Source organism: Pseudoalteromonas sp. SCSIO 43101, assembly GCF_023650775.1.
Lineage (GTDB): Bacteria > Pseudomonadota > Gammaproteobacteria > Enterobacterales > Alteromonadaceae > Pseudoalteromonas > Pseudoalteromonas apostichopi.
The window spans coordinates 671075-694899 of the sequence record NZ_CP072673.1 but is presented as its reverse complement, the minus strand read 5'-3'; the positions used below and the strand labels follow the sequence as shown (position 1 = coordinate 694899).

At 40.4% G+C, this 23825-nt stretch carries 22 protein-coding genes and 1 pseudogene; 9 read left to right on the top strand and 14 right to left on the bottom strand.

All coding sequences use genetic code 11. The features are described 5' to 3' along the window. Nucleotides 1-6: 6 nt before the first annotated feature. From J8Z25_RS03320 to J8Z25_RS03275, 10 genes and pseudogenes are all read right to left on the bottom strand, one after another. Nucleotides 7-1749, bottom strand: coding sequence for an efflux RND transporter periplasmic adaptor subunit (locus J8Z25_RS03320; RefSeq protein ID WP_004589254.1), 1743 nt, complete (start codon nucleotides 1747-1749; stop codon nucleotides 7-9). Beyond that, nucleotides 1749-3176 carry a TolC family protein gene (locus tag J8Z25_RS03315; RefSeq protein ID WP_004589253.1) on the bottom strand — a complete coding sequence of 476 codons (1428 nt, stop codon included), beginning with the start codon at nucleotides 3174-3176 and terminating at the stop codon, nucleotides 1749-1751. Before J8Z25_RS03315 ends, J8Z25_RS03320 begins: the two co-directional genes overlap by 1 nt. Then, nucleotides 3176-3673, bottom strand: coding sequence for a DUF411 domain-containing protein (locus tag J8Z25_RS03310; RefSeq protein WP_036956660.1), 498 nt, complete (start codon nucleotides 3671-3673; stop codon nucleotides 3176-3178). The genes J8Z25_RS03315 and J8Z25_RS03310 overlap by 1 nt, the downstream gene beginning before the upstream one ends. Nucleotides 3674-3780: 107 nt before the next feature. After that, nucleotides 3781-4158 carry a hypothetical protein gene (locus J8Z25_RS03305; RefSeq protein WP_250661675.1) on the bottom strand — a complete coding sequence of 126 codons (378 nt, stop codon included), beginning with the start codon at nucleotides 4156-4158 and terminating at the stop codon, nucleotides 3781-3783. A gap of 157 nt (nucleotides 4159-4315) precedes the next feature. Next, nucleotides 4316-4663, bottom strand: coding sequence for a hypothetical protein (locus J8Z25_RS03300; RefSeq protein ID WP_016899198.1), 348 nt, complete (start codon nucleotides 4661-4663; stop codon nucleotides 4316-4318). A 12-nt stretch (nucleotides 4664-4675) separates the two neighbouring features. Beyond that, nucleotides 4676-4993 (bottom strand): hypothetical protein, encoded by a 318-nt coding sequence (locus tag J8Z25_RS03295; RefSeq protein WP_008109627.1) that lies wholly within the window; start codon nucleotides 4991-4993, stop codon nucleotides 4676-4678. Further along, the gene (locus J8Z25_RS03290; RefSeq protein WP_008109625.1) at nucleotides 4990-6027 is read right to left on the bottom strand and encodes a hypothetical protein; all 1038 of its coding nucleotides are present in this window, start codon (nucleotides 6025-6027) and stop codon (nucleotides 4990-4992) included. The genes J8Z25_RS03295 and J8Z25_RS03290 overlap by 4 nt, the downstream gene beginning before the upstream one ends. A gap of 208 nt (nucleotides 6028-6235) precedes the next feature. Beyond that, a complete protein-coding gene (locus J8Z25_RS03285) occupies nucleotides 6236-6598 on the bottom strand; it encodes a hypothetical protein (protein WP_008109624.1) in 363 nt (120 codons plus the stop codon). A gap of 192 nt (nucleotides 6599-6790) precedes the next feature. Beyond that, nucleotides 6791-8173 carry a PhoH family protein gene (locus J8Z25_RS03280; protein WP_008109623.1) on the bottom strand — a complete coding sequence of 461 codons (1383 nt, stop codon included), beginning with the start codon at nucleotides 8171-8173 and terminating at the stop codon, nucleotides 6791-6793. 257 nt (nucleotides 8174-8430) lie between these two features. Then, a pseudogene (locus J8Z25_RS03275) lies at nucleotides 8431-9294 on the bottom strand (PIN domain-containing protein); the annotation flags it as partial. Nucleotides 9295-9593: 299 nt separating this feature from the next. On the opposite strand from J8Z25_RS03275, the gene rapA reads away from it, so the two are divergent. Beyond that, a complete protein-coding gene (rapA, locus tag J8Z25_RS03270) occupies nucleotides 9594-12488 on the top strand; it encodes an RNA polymerase-associated protein RapA (protein ID WP_130049674.1) in 2895 nt (964 codons plus the stop codon). A 56-nt stretch (nucleotides 12489-12544) separates the two neighbouring features. On the opposite strand, the gene J8Z25_RS03265 is transcribed toward rapA, so the two are convergent. Then, nucleotides 12545-12775: a hypothetical protein gene (locus tag J8Z25_RS03265; RefSeq protein ID WP_130049675.1), complete on the bottom strand. Its 231-nt coding sequence runs from the start codon at nucleotides 12773-12775 to the stop codon at nucleotides 12545-12547. A gap of 133 nt (nucleotides 12776-12908) precedes the next feature. On the opposite strand from J8Z25_RS03265, the gene rluA reads away from it, so the two are divergent. Both rluA and J8Z25_RS03255 read left to right on the top strand, forming a co-directional pair. Next, complete coding sequence (rluA, locus tag J8Z25_RS03260) at nucleotides 12909-13562, top strand: bifunctional tRNA pseudouridine(32) synthase/23S rRNA pseudouridine(746) synthase RluA (RefSeq protein WP_130049676.1); 654 nt, start codon at nucleotides 12909-12911, stop codon at nucleotides 13560-13562. A gap of 81 nt (nucleotides 13563-13643) precedes the next feature. Continuing rightward, entirely contained in the window at nucleotides 13644-14573 is a 930-nt protein-coding gene (locus J8Z25_RS03255; protein WP_130049677.1) for a DUF3530 family protein, read from the top strand. On the opposite strand, the gene djlA is transcribed toward J8Z25_RS03255, so the two are convergent. The 3 genes from djlA to J8Z25_RS03240 are packed head-to-tail and all read right to left on the bottom strand — an operon-like array spanning nucleotide 14556 to nucleotide 17106. Continuing rightward, on the bottom strand, nucleotides 14556-15428 hold the full coding sequence (djlA, locus tag J8Z25_RS03250) for a co-chaperone DjlA (protein WP_167658207.1): 873 nt from the start codon (nucleotides 15426-15428) through the stop codon (nucleotides 14556-14558). The two genes, J8Z25_RS03255 and djlA, sit on opposite strands and share 18 nt — an antisense overlap. 23 nt (nucleotides 15429-15451) lie before the next feature. After that, on the bottom strand, nucleotides 15452-16108 hold the full coding sequence (gene murU, locus J8Z25_RS03245) for an N-acetylmuramate alpha-1-phosphate uridylyltransferase MurU (protein WP_239977222.1): 657 nt from the start codon (nucleotides 16106-16108) through the stop codon (nucleotides 15452-15454). Continuing rightward, on the bottom strand, nucleotides 16105-17106 hold the full coding sequence (locus J8Z25_RS03240) for an aminoglycoside phosphotransferase family protein (protein ID WP_130049680.1): 1002 nt from the start codon (nucleotides 17104-17106) through the stop codon (nucleotides 16105-16107). The genes murU and J8Z25_RS03240 overlap by 4 nt, the downstream gene beginning before the upstream one ends. A gap of 103 nt (nucleotides 17107-17209) precedes the next feature. Between J8Z25_RS03240 and lptD the strand changes: the two genes are divergently transcribed. From lptD to J8Z25_RS03210, 6 genes are read left to right on the top strand one after another with little or no spacing between them, the layout of a single operon-like run. Continuing rightward, nucleotides 17210-19456 (top strand): LPS assembly protein LptD, encoded by a 2247-nt coding sequence (gene lptD, locus J8Z25_RS03235; RefSeq protein WP_250661674.1) that lies wholly within the window; start codon nucleotides 17210-17212, stop codon nucleotides 19454-19456. A 36-nt stretch (nucleotides 19457-19492) separates the two neighbouring features. After that, nucleotides 19493-20785, top strand: coding sequence for a peptidylprolyl isomerase SurA (gene surA, locus J8Z25_RS03230; protein WP_130049682.1), 1293 nt, complete (start codon nucleotides 19493-19495; stop codon nucleotides 20783-20785). Nucleotides 20786-20790: 5 nt separating this feature from the next. Beyond that, nucleotides 20791-21783: a 4-hydroxythreonine-4-phosphate dehydrogenase PdxA gene (pdxA, locus tag J8Z25_RS03225; RefSeq protein ID WP_130049683.1), complete on the top strand. Its 993-nt coding sequence runs from the start codon at nucleotides 20791-20793 to the stop codon at nucleotides 21781-21783. Beyond that, a complete protein-coding gene (rsmA, locus tag J8Z25_RS03220) occupies nucleotides 21780-22586 on the top strand; it encodes a 16S rRNA (adenine(1518)-N(6)/adenine(1519)-N(6))-dimethyltransferase RsmA (protein WP_130049684.1) in 807 nt (268 codons plus the stop codon). Before pdxA ends, rsmA begins: the two co-directional genes overlap by 4 nt. Then, entirely contained in the window at nucleotides 22570-22959 is a 390-nt protein-coding gene (gene apaG / locus J8Z25_RS03215) for a Co2+/Mg2+ efflux facilitator ApaG/CorD (protein ID WP_130049685.1), read from the top strand. The genes rsmA and apaG overlap by 17 nt, the downstream gene beginning before the upstream one ends. Nucleotides 22960-22965: 6 nt before the next feature. Continuing rightward, entirely contained in the window at nucleotides 22966-23781 is an 816-nt protein-coding gene (locus J8Z25_RS03210; protein ID WP_130049686.1) for a symmetrical bis(5'-nucleosyl)-tetraphosphatase, read from the top strand. The last annotated feature ends 44 nt before the right edge of the window (nucleotides 23782-23825 follow it).

Below are 23825 nucleotides of genomic sequence, written 5' to 3'. Positions count from 1 at the left end.
TCCCACTTAATGATTAGAATGATCAACAGCAGCTTTATTTTCCTTGCCGTGTTGTTCATCTGATTCAAGAGAAATGTCAGTGATAACTAAGTCATCTCTAACCTCAAAAGTGAAAGTGACATTATCACCGACATTGAAATCAACCATTTCTATATTGTCCGCGACGATAAAATCCATCGTCGCAGCAGGTCTATCCCATTTCTCTATTGGGCCTCTGCTAATATTTAGAATCCGTGTATCAATATCAATCGCATTAATCAAACCAGATACTGTTGCTGATGATACTTCAGGCTCACTCATGATATGAATTCCAGTAATTTCATATCCACCGTCTTCGGTTTTGCTCACTTCAAAGTGCAAAGATTGACCTGACTTTAATGAGTCAATATCGACTTTTTCAGCCACAGTAAAATCCATAACCATTTCAGGCCAATCCCAAGCTTCAGCAGGGCCATGTGAAATATTAACCATGCGGTGCCCTGCCATAACACTATTAACATCCCCTTGCATCCAAACAGAGTTAGGCACTTCATCATGAGTCATTCGTTTAAAGTCAGAGCTTTTACTTGATTCAGAATCAATCAAGAATTGGGCAGATGTCACCACAACGTCATCTTCATTTAAGCCGTCTAATATTTCGATGCTGTCGATATCAACCCGGCCAATAGTCACTTCAATAGATTTAAATTGCCCATCACCTAACGCAAGTACTACTCTGTCCTGTTTACCTGTTCTAATAACGGCTTCTTTAGGCACGAGGATGGTGCTATCAGCTTGATTAGCGTGAATAGAGACTTGTGCAAACATATTTGGTTTTAATTGATAGTCTGTGTTATCAAATTTCAATCTCACTCGGAGTGTGCGTGTTTTACTGTTCAATGTTGGATAAACATAATCAACGACACCAGCCCAGTCCTCACCGGGTAAATAATCCAGTGTCATTGATACAGGAAGTCCTTTTTTAATTAAGGCTGCGTCACGTTCAAACACTTCTGCTTCAACCCAAACTTGATCTAGCTGGCCAATGCTTAATAAGGTGTTTCCCGGCTTTACATAAAAACCTTCTCTAACCTTCAAACCATCGACAACACCTGCTTGTGGTGAATAAAAGGTAATTGTTTGCTGAACCTTTCGTGTCTTTTCTAGCTTTTGAACAAAGTCTGCTGAAAGCTGTAACGCTTTTAGGCGATCTTTGGCTGCTGAAATTAAAGAACTATTGTTGCGCTTTAACGCTATTAACAGCTCTTCCTGAGCATTAACTAACTGAGGAGAATATAGTGTATAAAGAGGCTGCCCTTTCTCTACAGGGTTACCTGCTGCTTTGATGTAAAGTTTATCAATCCAGCCATCAACCCGTGGGTGGATATGAATTAGCTTATCTTCATCATATTGAACATAACCTACCGTTGAGATTTCAGTATGCATATTTTTCAGTTCAACAGGTGCAGTGCGAACCCCAAGGTTATTCACTACATGAGGCGCAATTTTTACTGCTCCGGGGCCAAAGTCATCACCAGATGATCCTTCCTCATACACTGGAATTAGATCCATCCCCATAGGCGACTTACCGGGCTTGTCCCGGCGGTAATTAGAATCCATCGGTGCAACCCAATACAGAGGCTTTTTTTCTCCTGATGTTGCTTCATTACTATTACTGTTTGAGCCAGTACCTTGATATAAACTCAATGCTCCAGCACCAAGTGCTGCCCCAATGATGATGGCAATAATTGTTTTTGTATTCGTTGACATTATTTTTCTCCAAATTGCTGACTGGATAAGTGCTGATTAGTTTTGTGTGAAGTTTGCATCGACTTATGTTCAGCATTTGAGTTAGATTGAGAATGCGCAAAGAAATAGTTGATACGAGCAACTGTTTTAAGTGCGTCAACATCAATTCTTAAAGCTGATATTCTGGTATTTAATTCGGCAATTCTTGCTCGAACAACTTCGGCAAAATCGCCATCATCATTTGTGTAGGCTGTCAATGACGCTTCTGCTTGGTCATGAGTTTGTTTAAGGAGTTGTTCTTGATAGATAGATTGTCTATCTGATAAGCGTTTAAGCTGTCTTAGTTCTTTTTCTAAAACACTGATCATTTGCTTTGTCAGTAATAGTTTCTCGGTTTTAATAGTCTCTGAATCTGCAATAGAAGCTGCAACTTGCTTATCTTGTCTGTTCTCGGTAAACAAGGGTAAATCAAACGTTACCCCAACAGAAAATAAATCAGCTCGGCTATCACCAGAGGGCATATTGTCGCGATAGGCATAACTAGCATTAACACCCCATTGCGGCTCATATTGCTGTTTGGCTAACTCAATTCCTTTTTCTGAAGCTTTGCGTTTTATATCAATCGCAAGTATGGCTGGGTGATTCGAAAGCTCCTGAGCCAATAGATTTCTTGAGTAATTAGATGCTTTTAGGACTGTTGGATTATTCAATTGAATCGAAGGCAATTCTTTTGAGACGCTAAACTCTAATGGTTGCGCGTCAAAGTTGAATGATTCATTCAAACGATCCGCATCGTAAATATGAAGCCACTCATTGAGACGAGCGATTGTCGTTTCTAGTTTCTGCTTTTGCGAAGTTAATCTGTCATCTAACTGCACGATTTCCAACTGAGCACGAATAACATCTTGCTGTCTAGTTTTACCAACAACGTTTGAATAGCTAGCTTTAGCCACTTCTGCCATCTGCTCAAAGAGAGACCAATCATCTTCAATCAATTTAATAGTTTGTTGGGCTAAGTAAGCATCTAACCAAAGTTGTGACACTTGGCTTTTCAACTTAGCTTTACGATCCTCTCGTAACAGTGGAAATTTCGTGGACTCAATTTGTAACTGGTCTTTCTTGATCTCTAGACTGTCGCCTCTCGGAAACATTTGAGAGACGCCAACCTTTAGCTGAGTCATTCCTTCCTGATCTAAATCCCAAGTATCTGTTGGTAAATTCATTATCCCTAGCGATACTTTCGGATCAGGCAAAGTACCTGAAGCAATACTTCTATTTTCAACTGCACTTTGTTTCAATCGGCTACCATGAAGCCAAGGATCATTTTGCTGAGCTAAGGTGATAGCTTGTTCAAGCGACACTACTTTCTCAGCTTGAGCTGAGAATACAGATAAGCCGAGTATTAATGCAGTTGAAAGTGAAGTAAGGTTTGAAGAGTTCAATTTCATTAGAATTGCTCCTCGTATGTCTTAACTTTTGCATAGACTTTGCTCGTTCCATCTTTAAATAGAATTAACACGTTGTATGGCATAAAGCGGTCATCGACTTCCATACCGGGAGAGCCAACTGGCATTGCTGGAACTGAAAGCCCAATCGCATTGGGATGTTCTTCTGATAAGAACTGCTGAATAAATTTAGCAGGTATATGACCTTCAAAGGCAAATCCATTTCTACTCACTGCCGTGTGGCATGAACGGTAATTAGGTTTGATACCATACTTAGTTTTGATGTTGCCGATGTTTCGGAAATCTTTGGAATGCGCAACGATCCCTTTGTCTTCAATATGAGTTATCCATTTTTTACAACACCCACAAGTAGGGGTTTTATAAACGATTAACTCCAAAGGTGTTACGTCGTGATTGTCTGCATGGTTATGTTCGTTGGCGTTTGCAAACGCAGGTGAAAGCAGCATTACTACTGCTATTTTTAAATACTTATTGATCATTTTTGCCCCCAGACATCGCTGGAAAATATCTATAGCGCTACGACGCTATATTGACTAACAGAAAAATTAATTACATGTGCGAGAAATTTGGACGCACTAATCCTGTATTAGGCAAAAATTGGTGGACGATAAAGGGAAGTGGAAATTGAATGAGGTTGTTTAGATTGCAGAGCAGCTACAGATTCACTGAATATTTGAATATCTGTCGAATCAATACTGGAATTTAGGACTGTCGTAGATGAGCAAGCATTTGCAGGACAAATACATTCAACGTCACAACAATCTTCTGATTGACCATTACTGCTTTTATTCATATCACCATGATCCATGTTCATGTTCATGTTCATGTTCATGTTCATGTTCATGTGTGATTCGTGAGAACCTGATGACATTTCGCAAGGCATAGCAGAATACGCAAATGCTTGCCCTACAAAGGCAACCAGCATAAGCGTCATTACTAAGACTTTTGAAAATGCTTTAGACATAAAATTCTCTTACAAATATACATTTCTAATACTAATGCAAATTTTTGACTAAGTCAATTGATGCTGTATAAACATTTATGAATATTTGATTATCGTCAAATTTTTCAAAGAGGTAAGTGACAAATAATAATCTCATCAGACTTCTTATCTTCGCTATTCAATGGCTTTTATTTTGAGACTTAAGTTGCTCTCTCATTTCTAAAACTCGATCTGCCGAATAAGCTCCTGCTCTCATAACAACCAGTTCAACAAATGAAATATCAATTAACTTATGGTCAGCATCAATCACATAACAACTCCCACTATGTGTGTATATTTCTAACTTATCTTCATCAGCAGATTTGCTAACAATCTTTGAAGTCACGATTTGCTGAAATGGCCGAAACCTGAATGTTTCATCTTCAATAACCCCCCCTGATAAAAACTCGCCAAGAAATATTTTTTCAAATTCTTTATAGTCGTAAACAGATACTATGTAGGCATCCTTTAAATATATTCTATCCAACGTATTCCCTTACTAATAACTAGCCGGGAGCATATCTCGCAGCTCTAATAACTCATTAGGAGAATACATACACTCATGCATTAAATTAAACTCAAATGCATTTACATCAAACTCTTTAGATTCAGCATCTAAGATATAAAAGTCAACACCAAAGCACTTACTTTCTAGACCATTGATTTCCAAAACCTTTATCGTGAATAAAGCATCTCCTTCTTTACCATTTTCATTTTCGTCAGCAAATGTGCCGTAAAGCACCCGTTCAACTTTTTCCTCTGTATCAGATTGAATTGAGATAAGTTTTGCGTTGGTTAGTTTTACTCTAGGTCTCATGCTTGAACTCCTTTCATATCTTCTACAGAAAAAGGACGAAAAAAACTTAGATATTTAACCCCATCAACTTTAAGCAAATTGTTGTCAGCATCAAAATGTGACAGAACACTAGATTGATACAACGAAATGTATTTTTCATAATCGATTGTGTTAAAAAAGTTGGTATCAACGCGCCTCGCATAAAAAACAAGATCTTGCTGTTCGATACGAACAATGAACTTCTGATCGCCATCTAGATTTTTGACTCGTAGACATAAATCAGGTTTGTGCCAATCAGATACAAAGGAAGGAATCAATGGGAAGCCATATACCAAATAGCGCATACCTTCGATTTTGAAGGTTGTTGGATTGAACTGAGCCTTATTTACTTTGCCGCTACTGAATAATTCAAGTGTCAACACCAGCCAGTGCACATGCTTAGAAAATGTATTTCCTTCAGAAATACAGCCTTCAAACTCACCATTATGGTTTACATGATTGATGTACATGTATTTTCTAATGTCATCCAAGGAAAGCTTTTCAAACGGAAACTTGCAAGCGATTAGCCTGAAATAACAACCATGAACTTTTAAATCTGCATATTGAACTATCAACGGATCATCAAAGGCATCAAAGTATGGTCGCCACTCTAAGCGGAAGTCTGCACCTGTATTTACAATAAACTTGGCATTTTCAGGCAACCCTAAAACTTGGTATATCACTGAAACTAACTCTAATGTTTCGATATCTACCAGCATCAGGCTTTCAATACGGTTTGCCATTGACTCAATTTCTTTATGAAGCGATTCAATAATTTCTTGATCATCGTATTCGTTGATCATTAAATATTTCAGGGAATCGTGCTTTAGAATTGAGTCCAGCTTTTTCTTTTCAAATACTTCAGAGAGATATTTATGGGTATCAGAAAAATAAGGGCAGTTATAAACACCTCTAGCCCACAGGCCTTGGGCGTAAAGATCAGGAAACTCTAATAACTCAGCAAACTCTTTTGCTTGTTTATTGAGCTTATTCTTTAATTGATAAAGTGAGATCATTTAGTTCTCCAAACAACTTTCCAATAAACAATGGCCTACCAACACATTGCTTTATTTATTGTTCAAATAACCAAATTTTTACGGATGCTCCGCTTCACTGTTCACGTTTTTCAAGGCGAAAAACATGTGTAGGCGTAGGCTGTCCGTTCAGCCTTCATATTATAATATCGCCAAAAAACAAAATGACAACTTACGTATTTGTACAACTTTAGGTAGATATTTTGAGTTTGAACTCTGAAAAGCTAAGCCCAAACAGGGATACGACCATCTCTTCATTTATATTGGAGCCGGGAAATTTTTTTTCAAAATTTCCAATAATGCTATCTAGGTGGCTAGCTAATATTTTTACTAAAAATATTTCCGAGTTTGGTGAGAGTGCAGACAGTGCTATCAATGGGTTGTCAAAGGATTCAGCTTTTATTTTTACTAGTAAATCGCTGTAACTGTCACAGCCGTAAAGACAAATAGCTAGGGCTTCTTGGGCTTGTCCAAGGGGAATAGTTAATAATTTAGATAATCGTTTTGCCTGCCTTTTTATATTTACTAGCAGGTCTTCTTTATTAAAAGACATCAATACACCAAAAAACGGCAACGCTAGGCCACGCACCTATGTCACTCAGTTTTTGTGAATATTTAATCTTTTAGTTCAGAGTAAATCCATTTCGTCCTGTTTTCGTGGGAACGGGCTTCTCTGAAAAGCCACTGCAAAAAGCAGTGGCTATTGTCGCAATATTATAAGGAAATGTGAATTGTAGTTTGATGCCTACATGTTCTTTTCAGTGAATTCAGCCAAGCTACTACGCTCTACTTCATCAAATATCAATACTGAGCCTTTTTCATAGTTTCTATACACGTTAACAGCCGCGCTAGCACCTGAAGATGCGGGTGTGACAAACTTATCATCAATCTGGGCTAAGTTGCCCAACACGATTGTGCGACAATTTTTGCCACCACGGCTTAACATGCCCTTAATTTGCGCTCTAGTCATGTTTTGAGCTTCATCAATGATTAAAACAGCATCGTCTATTGAACGACCTCGGAAGTAAGCCATACTAGTAAATTCTATATTGGCTTTTTCGATCACATGCTCAACAGTTGCACTAATATTACCTTCATTGTTATCACCTGAATGCATTGATATAAGCGCATCTGTTATACCTGCTAATAACGGCATTGATTTCTCTGTCAGGTCACCGGGTAAAAACCCCGGATCATCGTCCATAAAGTCTCTGGAGCGCACCACAACGATTTTTTTGTACTTTTTTAACTCCAATACTTGATGCAGCGCCGAAGCAACTGCTAAAAAAGTTTTTCCGGAGCCAGCAGGGCCAAGGATGATATTTAAGTCATAATATGGATCTGTTAATTGGCTTAAAGCTACTGCCTGACGCTGATTTTTAGGCAAAATGCCCCATACTTTTTCTTGTTTACGAGGCAATAACTTTGTGAATACCTCAGTATCTGTTACTTCTGAAATTCGCCCAATGTGTCCAGCTTCATCGTACCAATACATGTTTGGCTGAACTTCATCATTAAATAGACTTATTGGGAAAGTATAAACTTCTCCTGAAACCTTGAAGTCTTTGTCTGATTTAATTCGATCAAAAAGATCTCCTTTAAAGGCTTGTACCCCTGTGTATAAAAGATCAATATCTGATATTTGATTATCTACGGCAACGTCTTCTGCCATGACCCCTACGGTTCGAGCTTTCAAGCGCATATTAATGTCACGGCTAACAATTACTACGTCTTTATCTAAGTCCTTCTGAAGATACAGTGCATAGTTAATTATTCTATTGTCAGCGTCACTTCCAATACCGTGCTTTAACTCTTTAGCCATATCGAGCTGGGTATCAATTCCAATAAACAGTTTTCCTCGTTTAGCTGTTTCAGTAGAAGGTAGTGGAATACCAGCTTCCATCTCTTCTGCACTGTGCCCATTTATTATATCTTCAAGCATACGAATACATACACGAGCATCAGCACTAACCGATTTGTTAGTTCTTTCTTTTAAGTTATCTAATTCTTCTAGAACTGTTAGACAGATGTATACGTCTTCACTGTACGCAAGAAGTGACTTTGGATCATGAACTAGTGCCGATGTATCCAATACTCTTGGGTTTTTGTTTTCACTTGGATTATTCATTTTAGTTCTCCTTTGAGAACGATTTTCATTAATTAGCATTTTAGATTTACCTTAGCTTTATTATTTTTGTTTGTGCCTCTTGCAGGTTAAATCCATTATTTATATTTATTGATGAATGGTTCTATTCTTTAAGTCACACTTAATGACATGTTAGAGAGATTAGATCTTAGCCTGTTATAAATACTCAATTTATTCAGTAAGAATAAGGTCTGTAGATAGGTCTGCACAAATATTGAAAAAAAGCTTGCAGTAATACCTGTTTTACCACAACCAGCGGGGCCGGTTAAGATCACTAGTTCAATACTTGGGTCAAGCAGTGCATCAAGTGCCATTCCTTGATACACATTCTTTGGTTTAACGCCCCAAGCAGTATGACTCATCAAACGTTCAACACTGATATCTTTTAAAGTAATTTGTTTATCATCGTAGCTTGTTACTCGAGCCGCAAAGTGGTCGCTTTCATCGAGTATGTATTCATTACAGAACACATCGCTAATCGTGCTTTTTGCAACATGGTGATAGGTATCACGGCCTTGTTGTTCTGTTTCGCACTCACCAACATGTTGCCAAAAGTCACCTTCAATTTTTTTATAGCCACTAGTAAGCAACGCTATGTCATCAATTAATTGGTCAGTTCTGTAATCTTCAACAAATTTAAGCCCGGCCCCTTTCGCTTTGAGGCGCATATTGATGTCTTTAGTTACAAGCACCACTTTGCTGTCGCTATGTTGCTTTTGTAAATGCACAGCACAATTGATAATTCGGTGGTCATTTTCGTTGCCTGGTAAACCTGAAATACTGTCTGCAAATAAATGGTCATTAACGATAATTAAGCGGCCACGAGAATCTGTTTTAGCCTTTTTGTTACTAGGGAGCGCGACACCCTGCAACATTTGCTCTGGCGAAGCGTCCTTTAGCACTTCATCTAAACCACGAATAGCAACACGGGCGTCACGGCTAACGTCATGTTTTCTATCTTTAATGTGGTCGAGCTCTTCTAATACTGTCATGGGGATAACAACATCGTGTTCTTGGAAAGATAAATAAGCGAGGGGTTCGTGGAGTAACACATTGGTATCAAGCACATACATTTTACTATCAAGGTTCGAAGCTTTTTCCATAGCACTTTCCTTACGTTTTATGATTTTTATGCTATACCCAATAAACTAAACAAGCGGCGGATGAAGCTATGGTTTATTCGTCAGGTATATACTCAGTTTAGTCTATTTACGACAAAAGTCCTTTTTATGACAAACAAATATATAATTATTTAACCGGTTAGAATACATACAATTTTTACCTTTAATAATGACTTAAAAAGGTTGACTAAATTTAATTGTGTGCGGCGAGTTTACTGCCTTGAAGTAGCATGGCGTTACAGGTAACATAGCCGCCTTTTTTCTTCATAGACGAGACATACATGAATTTTTCCTTAGGTCAGCGTTGGATCAGTGATACTGAGTCAGATTTAGGATTAGGCACCGTAGTTGCCCTTGAAGGCCGCCAGGTCAGCATTTTATTTCCAGCCAGTGGAGAAAACAGAGTTTATTCTTTAACAGAAGCACCTGTTACTCGTGTCGCATTTAATCCAGGTGATGTTATTCGCAGCGTTGAAGAGTGGGAATTAGAAGTTGAGTCAGTTGAAGAGCAAGGCGAGTTACTATGCTATCATGGCACACGCGTTGATAACGGTGAAAAAGCACAGTTAAAAGAAACTTTTTTAGATCACTTTATCAAATTCAATAAACCACAAGACCGTTTATTTGCAGGTCAAGTGGACCGCTTTGACCGCTACACTCTACGTTACCAAACTTGGCAGCATCAGTTTGAGCGCCAACAATCACCTTTAAAAGGTTTAATTGGTCAGCGAGCAAACCTTATTCCGCATCAGCTTTATATCGCACAAGAAGTCGGTAAACGTTTTGCGCCACGCGTATTACTTTCTGATGAAGTGGGTTTAGGTAAAACCATTGAAGCAGGTATGATTTTACATCAACAAATCATCAGTGGCCGCGCTAGTCGCGTACTGATTGTTGTGCCTGAAAACCTTCAACATCAGTGGTTAGTAGAAATGCTACGCCGCTTTAACTTACATTTTTCTATTTTTGATGAAGAGCGTTGCGATGAAGCCTTTGCTGACTCACCAAACGTATTTGAAACAGAACAGTTAGTACTTACTAGCCTTGAATTTTTAAGTAAGAAAAAACGCTGGTTTGAGCAAGCAACTCTGGCTGATTGGGATTTACTGGTTGTTGATGAAGCACACCATTTAAGTATCAATAATGGTAAACCAAGCACTGAATACCAACGTATAGCGGAGTTAAGCCAAGACATTCCAGGCCTTATCTTATTAACTGCAACGCCGGATCAACTAGGCCATCGCAGCCACTTCGCACGCCTGCAATTACTCGACCCAGATCGTTTCTACGACTACGATGCGTTTGTTGAAGAAGAAAGTAACTACAAAGAGGTTGCCGAAGCAGCCAACCAATTACTCGGTGAAAAAGGCCTTGATGATGCGTCTCGTGCAACATTAAAAGAGCTATTAAAAGAAACCGATATCACTGATCTTTTAGCCGAAGCAGAGAAAGGTGATGAAACGGCGCGCAACGAAATTTTATCAATGTTGTTAGACCGCCATGGTACGGGTCGCATTTTATTTAGAAATAGCCGTAGCGGTATTGATGGGTACCCAAGCCGTAAGCTTCATGCATACCCTATGGCAATGCCTAAACAATATAAAACGGCGATGTCGGTACTGGGTAACATGGGCGGCATTCAAAATGCTGAGCTAACAGCCCTTCGAGCTTTATTTCCTGAAAAGATCTTCCAAGAGTTTGAAGGTGAAAATGCTAGCTGGGGCGCATTTGACCCACGTGTTGATTGGTTAATCGAAACGTTAAAAACCCTTAAACACGAAAAAGTACTGCTTATCTGTGCTAAAGCCGAAACCGCACTTAGCCTAGAACAGATTCTACGTGAGCGTGAAGCGATTAAAGCCTCTGTTTTCCACGAAGGTATGTCGATTGTTGAACGTGACCGTGCAGCTGCTTACTTTGCCGACGAGTACGACAGCGCACAAATTCTACTTTGCTCTGAAATTGGCTCTGAAGGTCGTAACTTCCAATTCTCGCATCACTTAGTATTGTTTGATTTACCGCTCAACCCTGACTTACTTGAGCAACGCATTGGTCGTCTTGACCGTATTGGTCAAACTCAAGACGTAAACATTCATGTGCCGTATTTTGAAAACACCGCACAGGAAGTGTTATTACGTTGGTACAACGAAGGCTTAGATGCGTTTGAAACAACATCGACAACAGGGCAAATGCTGTATAAAGAGTATGGCGAAGAACTACTTGAGTTTATTGGTGCACACAATTGCGATGAAGAAGAGCTAGACCCACTGCTAGAACAAGTGGCAGGTCAAAATGCCAAGCTTCGTAAGCAAATGGAAAGTGGTCGTGACCGCTTACTAGAGCTGCATTCAAGTGGCCAAGGCCGAGCAGAAAGTCTTGTTGCAGATATCGAAGAGTTAGACGATCAATTTACACTACCAAGTTACATGATCAATGTGTTCGATACTTTTGGTGTAAGCCAAGAAGATAAAGGTGAAAATACCATTATCTTAAAACCAACTGAGCACATGCTAAATCCATCTTTCCCATGTTTAAAAGATGATGGCATCACAGTAACGTTTGATCGCAGCACCTCGCTTTCGCAAGAAGACGCCCATTTCATCAGCTGGGACCACCCAATGGTGCAAGGCAGCTTAGACATGATTTGTGATGATGACTTTGGTACTGCCTCTGTGGCGTTACTGAAAAACAAAAAGCTACCTGCTGGTACCTTCTTTGTAGAGCTCATTTTCATTGCTGAGGCGATGGCGCCTAAAGCACTTCAGGTTGGCCGCTTCTTACCACCAACGCCTATTCGTATCTTATTAGATAAGGGCAGTAACAATCTGGCTGATAATGTTGCTTTTGATGCTTTCAATCAGCAGCTGTCTGCGGTTGGTCGCCAAACTGCAAGTAAATTAGCCAGCGCGCTACAAAGTGCCATTCACCCAATGATCACCAGCGCACAAGGTATGGCACAAACAAAGCTAGAAACACTGCGTGCTGAATCACTAGAGAAAATGCAAACCGCCCTTGGTGAAGAGCAAGCTCGCTTAACAGCACTTAAGCAAATCAATCCGAATATTCGTGATGAAGAGCTGAGCTTCTTTGATAAGCAGCGTAGCGAACTCACTACTTACATCGAAAAAGCCCAAGTTAAACTTGATGCAATTCGTTTAATTGTCGTTTCGCACTAACGTTGAAGCGCTAAACTCAAAACTACAAACGCGATGTGCTTTCACATCGCGTTTTTTTATACAAAAAACACCACAAGGGTAATAATTACGGCCACTGCCGCTAGCTTACAAAATAACTTAGCTAAGCTTTTATTTCTTTGTATTAAATCGTCTTTGTAAGCTTGCTTCAAATATACTGCTTGTAGGTCTGAAAAGCCTTTACAATGCGGACACTCTGGCTCAAGATCATTCACTTCTAAGCCACAACGTGTACAAGGCTTACAGCGAATTAAACCAAGGCGAAACATTCATTTGTCCTTTTCTTTAAACTCCATACCTTAATTTACTGTATCTTAGCTACTACTCAAAAACCAGCACTGGCATTGTGTATGCGCTCATACTCCTTTAAAATAGCGCCCTTGCATATCATCGAGGCTGGCTGTGTTACTCAATTATAATCCCCCAATGACACCTTATTTAAGTATTGTTTATCAAGATGATGACTTACTTATTGTGAATAAACCAAGTGGTTTACTTACTGTGCCGGGAAAAGACCCAAAACACGCTGACTGCCTTATTGCTCGCATTAATCGCGTTTTTCCAACGGCGAAAATTGTTCACCGCCTTGATATGGCTACCTCTGGCATTATTTGTTTAGCTATGCACAAAGAAGCGCATCGTAATTTAAGCATTCAGTTTCAAGATAGAAAAACCGCGAAACGCTACATTGCTCGTGTATTTGGTAAGCTTGAGCAAGAAACTGGATCGGTAGATTTACCACTTATTTGTGATTGGCCGAACCGACCAAAGCAAATGGTTGATCACGACAATGGCAAACCGTCATTAACCCATTTTAAAGTGCTTGAATATGAAGGTAATGCAACTCGTGTTGAGCTGACCCCAATTACAGGGCGTTCTCACCAACTGCGTGTGCATATGCTGTCATTGGGTCACCCTATTTTAGGCGATAAGTTGTATGCTCACCCCGAGGCATTCGCCATGGCTCCTCGCTTACAACTGCATGCCGAAATGCTAACCTTAGCTCACCCAGCCAGCGGTGAAACACTGATTTTTGAAGCTGCTCCTGAGTTTTAAGACAATTCGCTAAATATTTAATAAACACTGCCGATAACCTAGTTAATCACTGATTTAATTAATGACTCAGGTAATATCGGCATGAATTTAAAATCCTCACATCGCTTAGTTTACGCAGCCTGTTTTGCGTTGATTAGCAGCGTGAATGCAGCCGACTTTATCAAACCGACGCCTTGGTCAAGCTTGGTCACAAATGATATTCAACGTTTTTTACCAACTGACGAAGTGCGTCCCCTGCTTGCTGGTGAAGATGAGTTTATCAGCTTATATCGTCAATCGATGGCTGCAAGTCAACGTGGAATTGTGCTCATTATTCCCGATTGGCAGCACTTACCAACAAACAATGCTGGCATTAACTTTTTACGTAAACAGTTAAATGAAATTGGCTATGCAACTCTTGCCATGACTATGCCAGACATTGATTGGCACCCTGCTGACATGGCAATGCCTGAGCCATCTGAGAGCTCTGAAGACGCTGAAGAGTCAACTACGCAAAGCGATGAACAAACTGCTCCTGCCACGCCAGCCCAAGCACAACAAGCGCCTCATTTTGTTACAGGTGCACCCAATATTAGTGAAGCTGTGCTTGATGATTACAAGTTAAAGTTAATAGCCAGGTTCAATGCCTTGTATAACAGTGCAATGGATGAGGGCGGCAACATAGTTGTTGTGGCTCAAGGTGCCAGTGCGGGGCTATTAATTGAGCACTATGCTAGCTTTCCAAATAACGAACTTAACGCCTTTATTAGCTTAGGGAGTTATTTACCCAACAGTATTCGTAACCAGCATCTCAATGCTACGCTATCGACCATCAGCCCACCGTTATTAGATATTTTCTATAGTGAGGGTAACCCTGACACGCTGCAAAGCGTAAAAGACAGGAAACGCTGGGTAAGAAAACACGCAAAATATGACTACCGACAAAGAGAGTTATTTGGTGTGCCTTCAGAGCCTGAGCAGCACGAGAGGCTGCTCAAAGAAGTTGATGGCTTCCTACGCCGCCTTTTTTAAATACTCATAGGCTGCTTGAATATCTTGGCTTTTCTTTACTGCGACTTCCATCATATGTTTTGGTAAACCTTGCGATACCAGCTTATCGGGGTGATGCTGAGCCATGAGTTTGCGATAGGCTACTTTAATATCTCGCGCAGAAGCATCATTGTTTAAGCCTAAAAGAGCCAAAGCTTGCGCGCGATTCATACCATTATTGGGTGGCACACTGTGCCCTCTTTGTTCACTATGACTGCTGCGATTTTGCTGGCTTTGTTGACGTTGCTGCTCATAAAAGCGCTGTTGTTGCTGGCGAAACGCAAATTCGGCTTGGTAGCGCTTTAATAAAAATCCGAACTGAGTGCGCGAAATACCAAGCTGCTTACTCACCTCTTGCAAGAGCTGCTTTTCTTGCTCTGCAAGGTGGCCATCAGAAAAGGCCATTTGAATTTGTATTTCGAGGAATAATTGCAATAAATCATGACGTCGGGCAAAGCGCTCCTTAAAGTCATGAACGGTTTCTTTTAATGAAAAGTCCGTTTCTTTACCGCTACGAAAGGCATCTTGAGCTTCACGGCGCTCATCGCCCGATAGGCCCATTTCGTCCATAAACAAACTTGCAGCACGAATATGCGTTTCACTAACGCGACCATTCGATTTGGCAATATGCCCCATCACTGCAAAACAGCTAGAAAAGAAAAGTGCTTGGCGTTCGTTAATGTCATCGCCTTTAAACAAACCAGAAAAACCACCTGCTTTATCAAAGTCTTGTTTTAAACTGCGATCGAACATATGGCCTAGGTATAAACCTAGTAAGGCACCAATAAACTTGCCAAACATAAAGCCAAAACAAAAACCGAGTACTTTTCCCCACATAATTTGGCAAACCTCTGTTGTTATTACAAAGTGAAACGCTGATTTATTTCATCGAGTCTGGCAGGCGTGCCAATATCATCCCACTGACCTAAATAAAGCTCAGTAGAAACTTGATGCTCTGTGAGTTTTTCTCTCAAAATGGGCCCAAGTGGACGAATACCTGCGCTGAGACCTTCAAAAAAATCAACATGATAGCGGCTTATACCCGAAAAAGTATACTTTTGACTATCTGGGCTTAGATGACTTAGAGCAAAATCACCATCAGGATTATGAGCAGGATTTTCAACAAGGACAATATGCGCCTCCCCTGCTTGCAGATGAAGCTGCATCAACGAAGTAACATCGTAATCAGTAAACACATCACCATTGATGACAATAAATTGCTCACCCAATAACGGCAATGCTTGAATAATACCACCGGCGGTTTCAAGACCCCCAGCCCGCTCTTGGCTGTAAGTGATCGATACACCAAACTGCGAACCATCAGCAAAATACTCTGTTATTTTGTCACCTTGCCAAGCAAGGTTAATGACAATATCGGTAATGCCTGCTTGGCGTAAGTTATTAATATGATGCTCTAATAATGGCTTGCCGTTAATCTTTAGCATCGGCTTTGGCATCGTTTCTGTTAGCGGCATCATGCGCTTACCGCGCCCTGCCGCTAGGATCATTGCTTTCATTTCATCTCTTTTGTTAAACGCTGCTTAGTCTGTGGAATAATTATCTGCTCTATCCACTGGCCAAGGGCTGTTAACTCTGGGTATTCTTTACTGACATTACTGATGTATGTAAGGGTTGGCAGTACATTACTCAAATAGCCAGACTTACCGTCACGCAATTTCAAACGGCAAAATATACCTGCCGCTTTTAAATGACGCTGCACGCCAGTTAAATCAAACCAACGTTTAAACATCGTAAATGAGATGTCTTGCAAAAGCTTTTGCTCGCAAAATTCGTCATAAGCGTAATGTAAAAGGTAATCTAGCTCTTGCTCTGGCAACTTAAAATAGCAATCTCTTAATAACGAAACAAGGTCATAACACACTGGCCCTTGTACGGCATCTTGATAATCAATGATCGCCCATTGCTGTCCTGTGCGCATAATATTACGGCTATGGAAGTCTCGGTGAACCGTAACAATCGGTTGTTCAAGGGCATTATTAACTAATAGCTCACAAGCCTGTTGCCACATTTGCTGTTCATCAACAGAAAGTTGCTCACCAATAAAGTTATCAACTAACCAATCTCTAAAAATGCTCAGTTCAAACTGTAAAAACTCACCATCAAATACTTTCATATGTTGGGCAGGTGGGATTTGCGCCCATTGTGCACTTAACTTTATTAAATGTTTGTAGTGTAAAGTGCGGTCTTCGTCGCCCAGTAAATCGGCCAAATGAGTATTGCCTAAATCACTCAATAAGAAGAAACCTTGCTTTTCATCTGCTTGAAGAATTTTTGGTAATTTAAAGCCATGTTGAGAAAACACTTTATTGAGTTCTATATAAGGCGTGTTATCTAATTTATTGGGGTCTGAGTCCATGACGATATAGCTCTGTTCACTTGTATTTACGCGGAAATAACGGCGAAAGCTCGCATCCCCAGTGATGGCGGCTAATTGATATTCATCCTCTTTAAAATGAGGATTTAAAAACTGCTGTAAACTTTTATAACGATTCATTTAGTAAGATATCTATTTTTCACTAAGTCAATTACTGTATTTGCCATTGTTTTCCTTTATTATGTCTAGCTTATATCCAACCAAAGAGCATTAAGGTCATTAAATGAGCAAAACCTGGGGCATAATGATGCTAAGCGTACTTAGCGCACCATCGTTCGCCGAAACTGAACTGACACACAATCTTTGTGGCACTTCAATGCAAACCAGAGCTTGGCAACCGCTCCCTGGCCTTGAACTTAATATGATCGATATCAAATCAGATGATATTGAACTATTGGGTACCCAAAGCGCAGAATTTACCGGTAATGTAGATATTAACACCCTAACGATGAATTTGTCCGCACAAAGTGCACTGATTGACAAACAACGTGGGTTACTTAATGCAACCGGCCCTATCGTTTATCGCGATAAAGTAAGCCAAATTAATAGTTCTGGGCTCAATGCGGATTTAAATAATTCTGAATTAAGCTTGCTTGGTGCTGATTATAAGCTCACCGACCAACTTGGTCATGGTGGCGCAGAAAAACTAACAGTAAACGAGTCTGGCTTAAACCTGATGAACGCAAGCTTTACTACCTGCCCGGGCGAAACACCGGTGTGGGCAATTGAAGCTGACGAAATTGATCTATCCAGTGAAGATGGTTGGGGCGAAACCCACAATACCGTATTACGGGTATTTGATACGCCGGTTCTTTATATTCCCTATTTTACGTTTCCATTAGATGACCGCCGTAAATCAGGCTTATTAACACCTAACTTCTCAAGTTCAGGCCGCTACGGTATTGAAACCATCACACCGTATTACTGGAATATTGCACCTAATTACGACGCCACCATTACGCCTCGCTATATGTCAAAGCGCGGTTTACAGATTATTGGTGAATTTCGTTATTTAACGGAGCAAAACAACGGTCTTATTGCTGTTGAATACTTAGATAAAGATGATGAAGAACCAAATGTTGACTCGCGTTATCTATTCCATTGGCAGCAGCAAAGCTACTTTGGTGAAAACTGGCGCGGTAATATAGATATTACTAACGTTAGTGATGATAACTACTTAACTGATTTAAATTCTGGTTATGCGACTCGCACAGATACTCAGTTATACCGCACAGGTTCACTAACTCACTTAGGTGACACTTGGCGTACCAATATCAAGTTGCAAAGTTTTGAAGTACTTGGTGATCACCGCGAGTCATACGCGGCACTGCCACAAATTAGCTTTTCGCAAACTGATGCGTATGATTTTTATGGCGTTGATTTAACCCTTGATGGTGAGCTTAGCTATTTCACTAATGATAACGCAGTCATTGATGAAGCAAGTCGTGTTCATATCGAACCGAAAGCAAGCTTTGGTTACCAAGAATATGCATGGTCATTTTTATCTGAATTCAGTTTACTGCATACAGAATATAACCAGCATGGTGATTTAACAGGAACCGACTACGACGAAAAGGTCACGCGTACTCTGCCAAAAGTGCGTTTATACAGCCAATTAAATTTTGAACGTGATACTGGGTTTTTCTTTAAAGATGGTATTCAAACACTTGAACCACAAATTCAGTATTTGTACACCCCTAATAAAGACCAATCAAACATTGGCCTTTACGATACAACAAAATTACAAGACGACTTTTTTGGTTTATTTAGAGACCGTCGATTCTCAAGCATCGACCGTATTGCCACTGCGAACCAATTTACGTTAGGTGCGACAACCCGCTTATTTAGCAATGAAAACGAAGAAGTATTTAACTTTAGTGCCGGACAAATCTTTTATTTAAGTAATGACGCAAAACCTACAACACAAGGCATTAATGTTGATACTAACTACAATGCCTTGTTCGCAGCGCAAACCATGTTACATTGGCACCGTCGCTGGTATTTATCAGGTGGGATTCAGTACGACACTGACGGCAAAGATATTATTCAATCAAATATCACCTTAGATTATAAAGGTGACGATAAACAGCTCGTGCAATTGAACCATCGCTATGCAAATGATGTCTCAGGCAATACAATCGAGCAAATTGGTTTATTTACAAGCATTCCGCTATCGCAAGATTGGCAGTTTGTTGGTAGCTACCACCGCGATTTAGAAAGCGGTCGTAGTATTGAAGTTTTCAGCGGTCTTCAGTATGAATCCTGCTGTTGGGCGTTTCAAATCACAGGCCGTCGTCAAATCGAAACAGATTTGAACCAGGCGATTGGTCAAGAACAAGCAACTTTTGATACCAGTATTGGCTTCAATATCGTATTAAAAGGGCTTGGAAGTAAAAGCCGTTATGATGCACAAAAATTATTACAACAAGGTATTTTTGGCTATCGTAGACCGTATTTTCTTAATAACTAGTACCGCAGTACTATTAGCAAGAGTATTAGAAAAAGTATGAATTTAAAAAAATTATTAGCATCTGCATTATTAACAGTTGGCCTATGCCAAAGCGTTTTCGCAACACCTGTCGAAATTGACAAAGTCGTTGGTGTTGTTAACCAAGGTGTTATTCTACAAAGTGAAGTCGACACCATTATCAACCGTGTAAAAACTCAAGCAGCAGAGCAAGGTCAAGAGTTACCGTCTGATGACACGCTTCGAATTCAAGCTATTGAGCGTTTAGTAAACCAAACTCTGATGATGCAACTTGCTGAGCGAATGGGTTTAGAGATCTCTGACTCTCAGTTAGACCAAACACTTGAAAACATGGCTCGTGAGCAAGGCGGTACAATTGCGGATTTACGCCGTACTATCGAAGCAGCAGGTGAAAGCTATACAGCTTACCGTGAAGAAATTCGTAAAGAAATCACCACGCAACAAGTCATGCGTGCGAACGTTGACCGTCGTATTTATATCAGCCCGCAAGAAATCGATAATCTTCTAAAAATCATGGAAACCCAAGGCAAAAGTGCCGAAGAATACGATATCGGTCACATCTTGATTGATATTCCTAGTGATGCGTCAGCAGATGAAATCGCGAGTGCTAAAACTCGAGCAGAAAAGGTTATCGAGTTTTTAAAAGAAGGCAAAGAGTTTAAGCGTATCGCTATTTCATCTTCAAGTGGCTCAAAAGCACTTGAAGGTGGTCAGCTAGGTTGGATGGGTATCAACGAAATGCCATCGCTGTTTGCTGAAGCGGTAAAAGGCCATAAAAAAGACGATATCGTTGGCCCTCTACGTTCAGGTGCAGGTTTCCACATTATCAAAGTGCAAGATGTTCGTGGCCGCCAAGTAGTTGAAACGACTGAAGTTCGTTCACGCCATATTCTAATTAAACCATCAATAATTTTAAGTGAAGAAAAAGCCCGTGACATGCTAAAAGGCTTTGCAAAAGATCTACGTGAAGGCAAAGCAGATTTTGGCGAACTTGCTAAAGAATACTCTGAAGATCCAGGTTCAGCATTGAAAGGTGGTGAATATGATTGGACTGATCCAAGTACTTATGTACCAGAATTCAAAAATACTTTACTTTCTCTAGATAAAAATGAAATCAGTGAGCCATTCAGAACTCAATTCGGTTGGCACATTGTACAGCTTCTTGACAAGCGTGTAGCAGATAAAACTGAACAAGCTAAGCGCAACCGCGCACATCAGCTACTGTTTAATCGTAAATTTAAAGAAGAAAGTTTCAACTGGCAGCAAGAAATGCGTGAGCAAGCGCACGTTGATATTTTCCCAACAGAATAAAAATTATGACCATTAGAATCGCAATTACCCCAGGTGAGCCAGCCGGTATTGGCCCTGATTTACTTATCAAGTTAGCGCAGCACCAGTGGGATGCCCAACTGGTGGTGATTGCTGATGGTGCGCTTTTAAAACAGCGCGCCAAATTACTTGGCTTAGATATCAACTTAATTGAGTTTGATGATAGCAAAGCGCCAAGCCTTGCACCTGCTGGCAGTGTTTACTTACATCAAGTGGATTTAGGCACTGACGTTGAAGTCGGCGTACTTAATGACGCTAACGGTCAATACGTGTTGGATACGCTACGTATCGCCAGCGAAAAAAACATGGATGGTACATTTGCAGCTGTTGTCACAGGACCTGTCCATAAAGGTATTATCAACAAAGCGGGTATCTCGTTTAGTGGTCATACTGAGTATTTCGCACAGCAATCAAATACTGCCGATGTAGTTATGTTGCTAGCAACAGAAGGCTTACGCGTGGCACTCGTAACAACACATATACCACTTGCTTATGTGTCTCGTGCGATTACTGTTGAACGTTTAAGTAAAGTGGCTACGATTTTAAACCATGACTTACAAACTAAGTTTGGTATTGAAAAGCCGCGTATATTAGTGTGTGGACTCAACCCGCATGCGGGTGAAGATGGCCATTTAGGCACTGAAGAAATTGACACCATAACGCCAACTTTAGAACATCTGAATAACCAGGGTATGAACTTAATTGGCCCATTGCCAGCTGACACCCTGTTTCAAGATAAATATCTATCACAAGCAGATGCTGTGCTTGCAATGTATCACGATCAGGGATTACCTGTGCTAAAATACAAAGGTTTCGGCAATTCGGTCAACATTACCCTTGGCCTGCCATTTATTCGCACCTCAGTAGACCATGGTACGGCACTAGATTTAGCTGGCACTGGTACTGCTGATGTAGGTAGTTTTGAATTAGCGATCCGCGAAGCAATTAAGCTCGCCCATGAAAAAGCACAGAATCAATGACAGATAAAGTACATTTAGGACACCGCGCTCGTAAGCGTTTTGGTCAAAACTTTTTAAACGATGACATGATCATCGACAAAATCGTCACGGCTATTGATCCTAAACCTGAAGACAATTTAGTAGAAATCGGCCCAGGCCTTGGTGCAATCACTGAGCCTGTAGCTGAATTAAGTGGCCATCTAACTGTTGTTGAGCTAGATAAAGACTTAGCAGAACGTTTAACGAGCCACCCATTTTTAGGGCCTAAATTAACAGTGCATCAAGGCGATGCAATGAAGTTCGATTTCAGCTCTCTGATCAAGTCTGACGAAAAGTTAAAGATTTTTGGTAACTTACCTTACAACGTTTCGACCCCGCTGCTATTCCATTTATTTGAGTTCGCAGATAATGTTGAGCACATGCACTTTATGCTGCAAAAAGAAGTTGTCAAACGAATGGTAGCAGGCCCTGGCAGTAAAGCCTTTGGTCGTTTAAGTGTGATGACACAGTATTACTGCCACGCAATGCCAGTGATTGATGTGCCACCTGAATGCTTTAAGCCTGCACCTAAGGTAGATTCAGCGGTTATCCGCTTGATCCCTAAAAAGCCAGAACAACGTTCAGCTAAAAGTACTAAGTTATTAAACACCGTTTGTTTAGAAGCTTTTAACCAACGTCGTAAGACACTGCGTAATAGCTTATCTAACTTACTTACAGCTGAAGAACTAACAGGTATAGGTATTGATATCACTCTTCGTGCAGAAAGCCTATCTTTACAACAATTTATTGATATAGCTAATTGGATTTATGACAACAAGCAGTAATTTAGGTTCTCCAATTAAGGTTTCGGTTGAAACCTTCTATGTAGAAGGTCAATCAGAGCCTGAACAAGATAAATACGTTTTTGCTTACTCAATCACCATTAAAAACCACAGCTTATGTAGCGCTAAGCTTTTAAGTCGTTATTGGTTAATTACCGATGCCAATGGTAAAGAAGTTGAGGTACAAGGCGAAGGTGTTGTTGGTGAAACACCCACTATTGCTCCTGGCGAAAGCTATAAATACACCAGTGGTGCTGTACTTGATACCCCGGTTGGCACAATGCAAGGTCATTACACCATGCGTAACGAGTTTGGTACTGAGTTTGAAGCGCCAATCGACGTTTTTCGTTTAGCCTGTCCAAACATTTTGCACTAGGTAACAATGGCTGATTACGCAATTGGTGACTTACAAGGCTGTTACTGTGAATTTGATACGTTACTCAAACGTGTCAACTTCAACCCAAGCCAAGATCACCTTTACTTAGTTGGCGATATTGTCGCTCGAGGCCCTGACTCACTCGCCTGCCTCGAGCGTCTTTATAAAATGCAAGGCAGTGTGACCATTACCCTTGGTAATCATGACTTACACCTTATTGCCTGTCATTATTTAAATAAACCAGCAAATCCTAAAGATAAGCTTGATGCTGTTTTTTCTAGTCCAAAACGCTCTGAATATATTCATTTTTTGCAACAACAGCCTTTAGCCTTGTGGCTTGAACGCTACGACATGCTAATAAGCCATGCCGGCTTAAATCCAAATTGGTCGATTAAAAAAGCATTAAAGCGCGCTCGCTTTGCAGAAAGTTGCTATCAAGGTAGCGATGCCAATCATTACTTTGCCAATATGTATGACTCCCATCCATTAGAATGGCAATCAACGATGAGTAATGAAGCCAAGTTTCGTTATATTGTTAATTACTTCACTCGTATGCGTTTTGTAAATTTGCTCGGTGAGCTAGATTTCAGCAATAAAACCAGCGTTAGTGAAGATAGCTCAATACTACCTTGGTTCGAGCATCCGAATATTTCTGAACTCAATCAACAGATCACATTTGGTCACTGGGCCGCTTTAGAAGGTAAAGTAAACGCCGAAAATATTCATGCCCTCGACACTGGCTGTGTATGGGGAGGCGCAATGACACTCATGGAACTCAGCAAAAAAGACTGTTTTGTCGAAAAATCCCACTCTTTTATCTAAATAAACTGAAAAATAGCTGAACATCTGTTAGATTTATATAAATT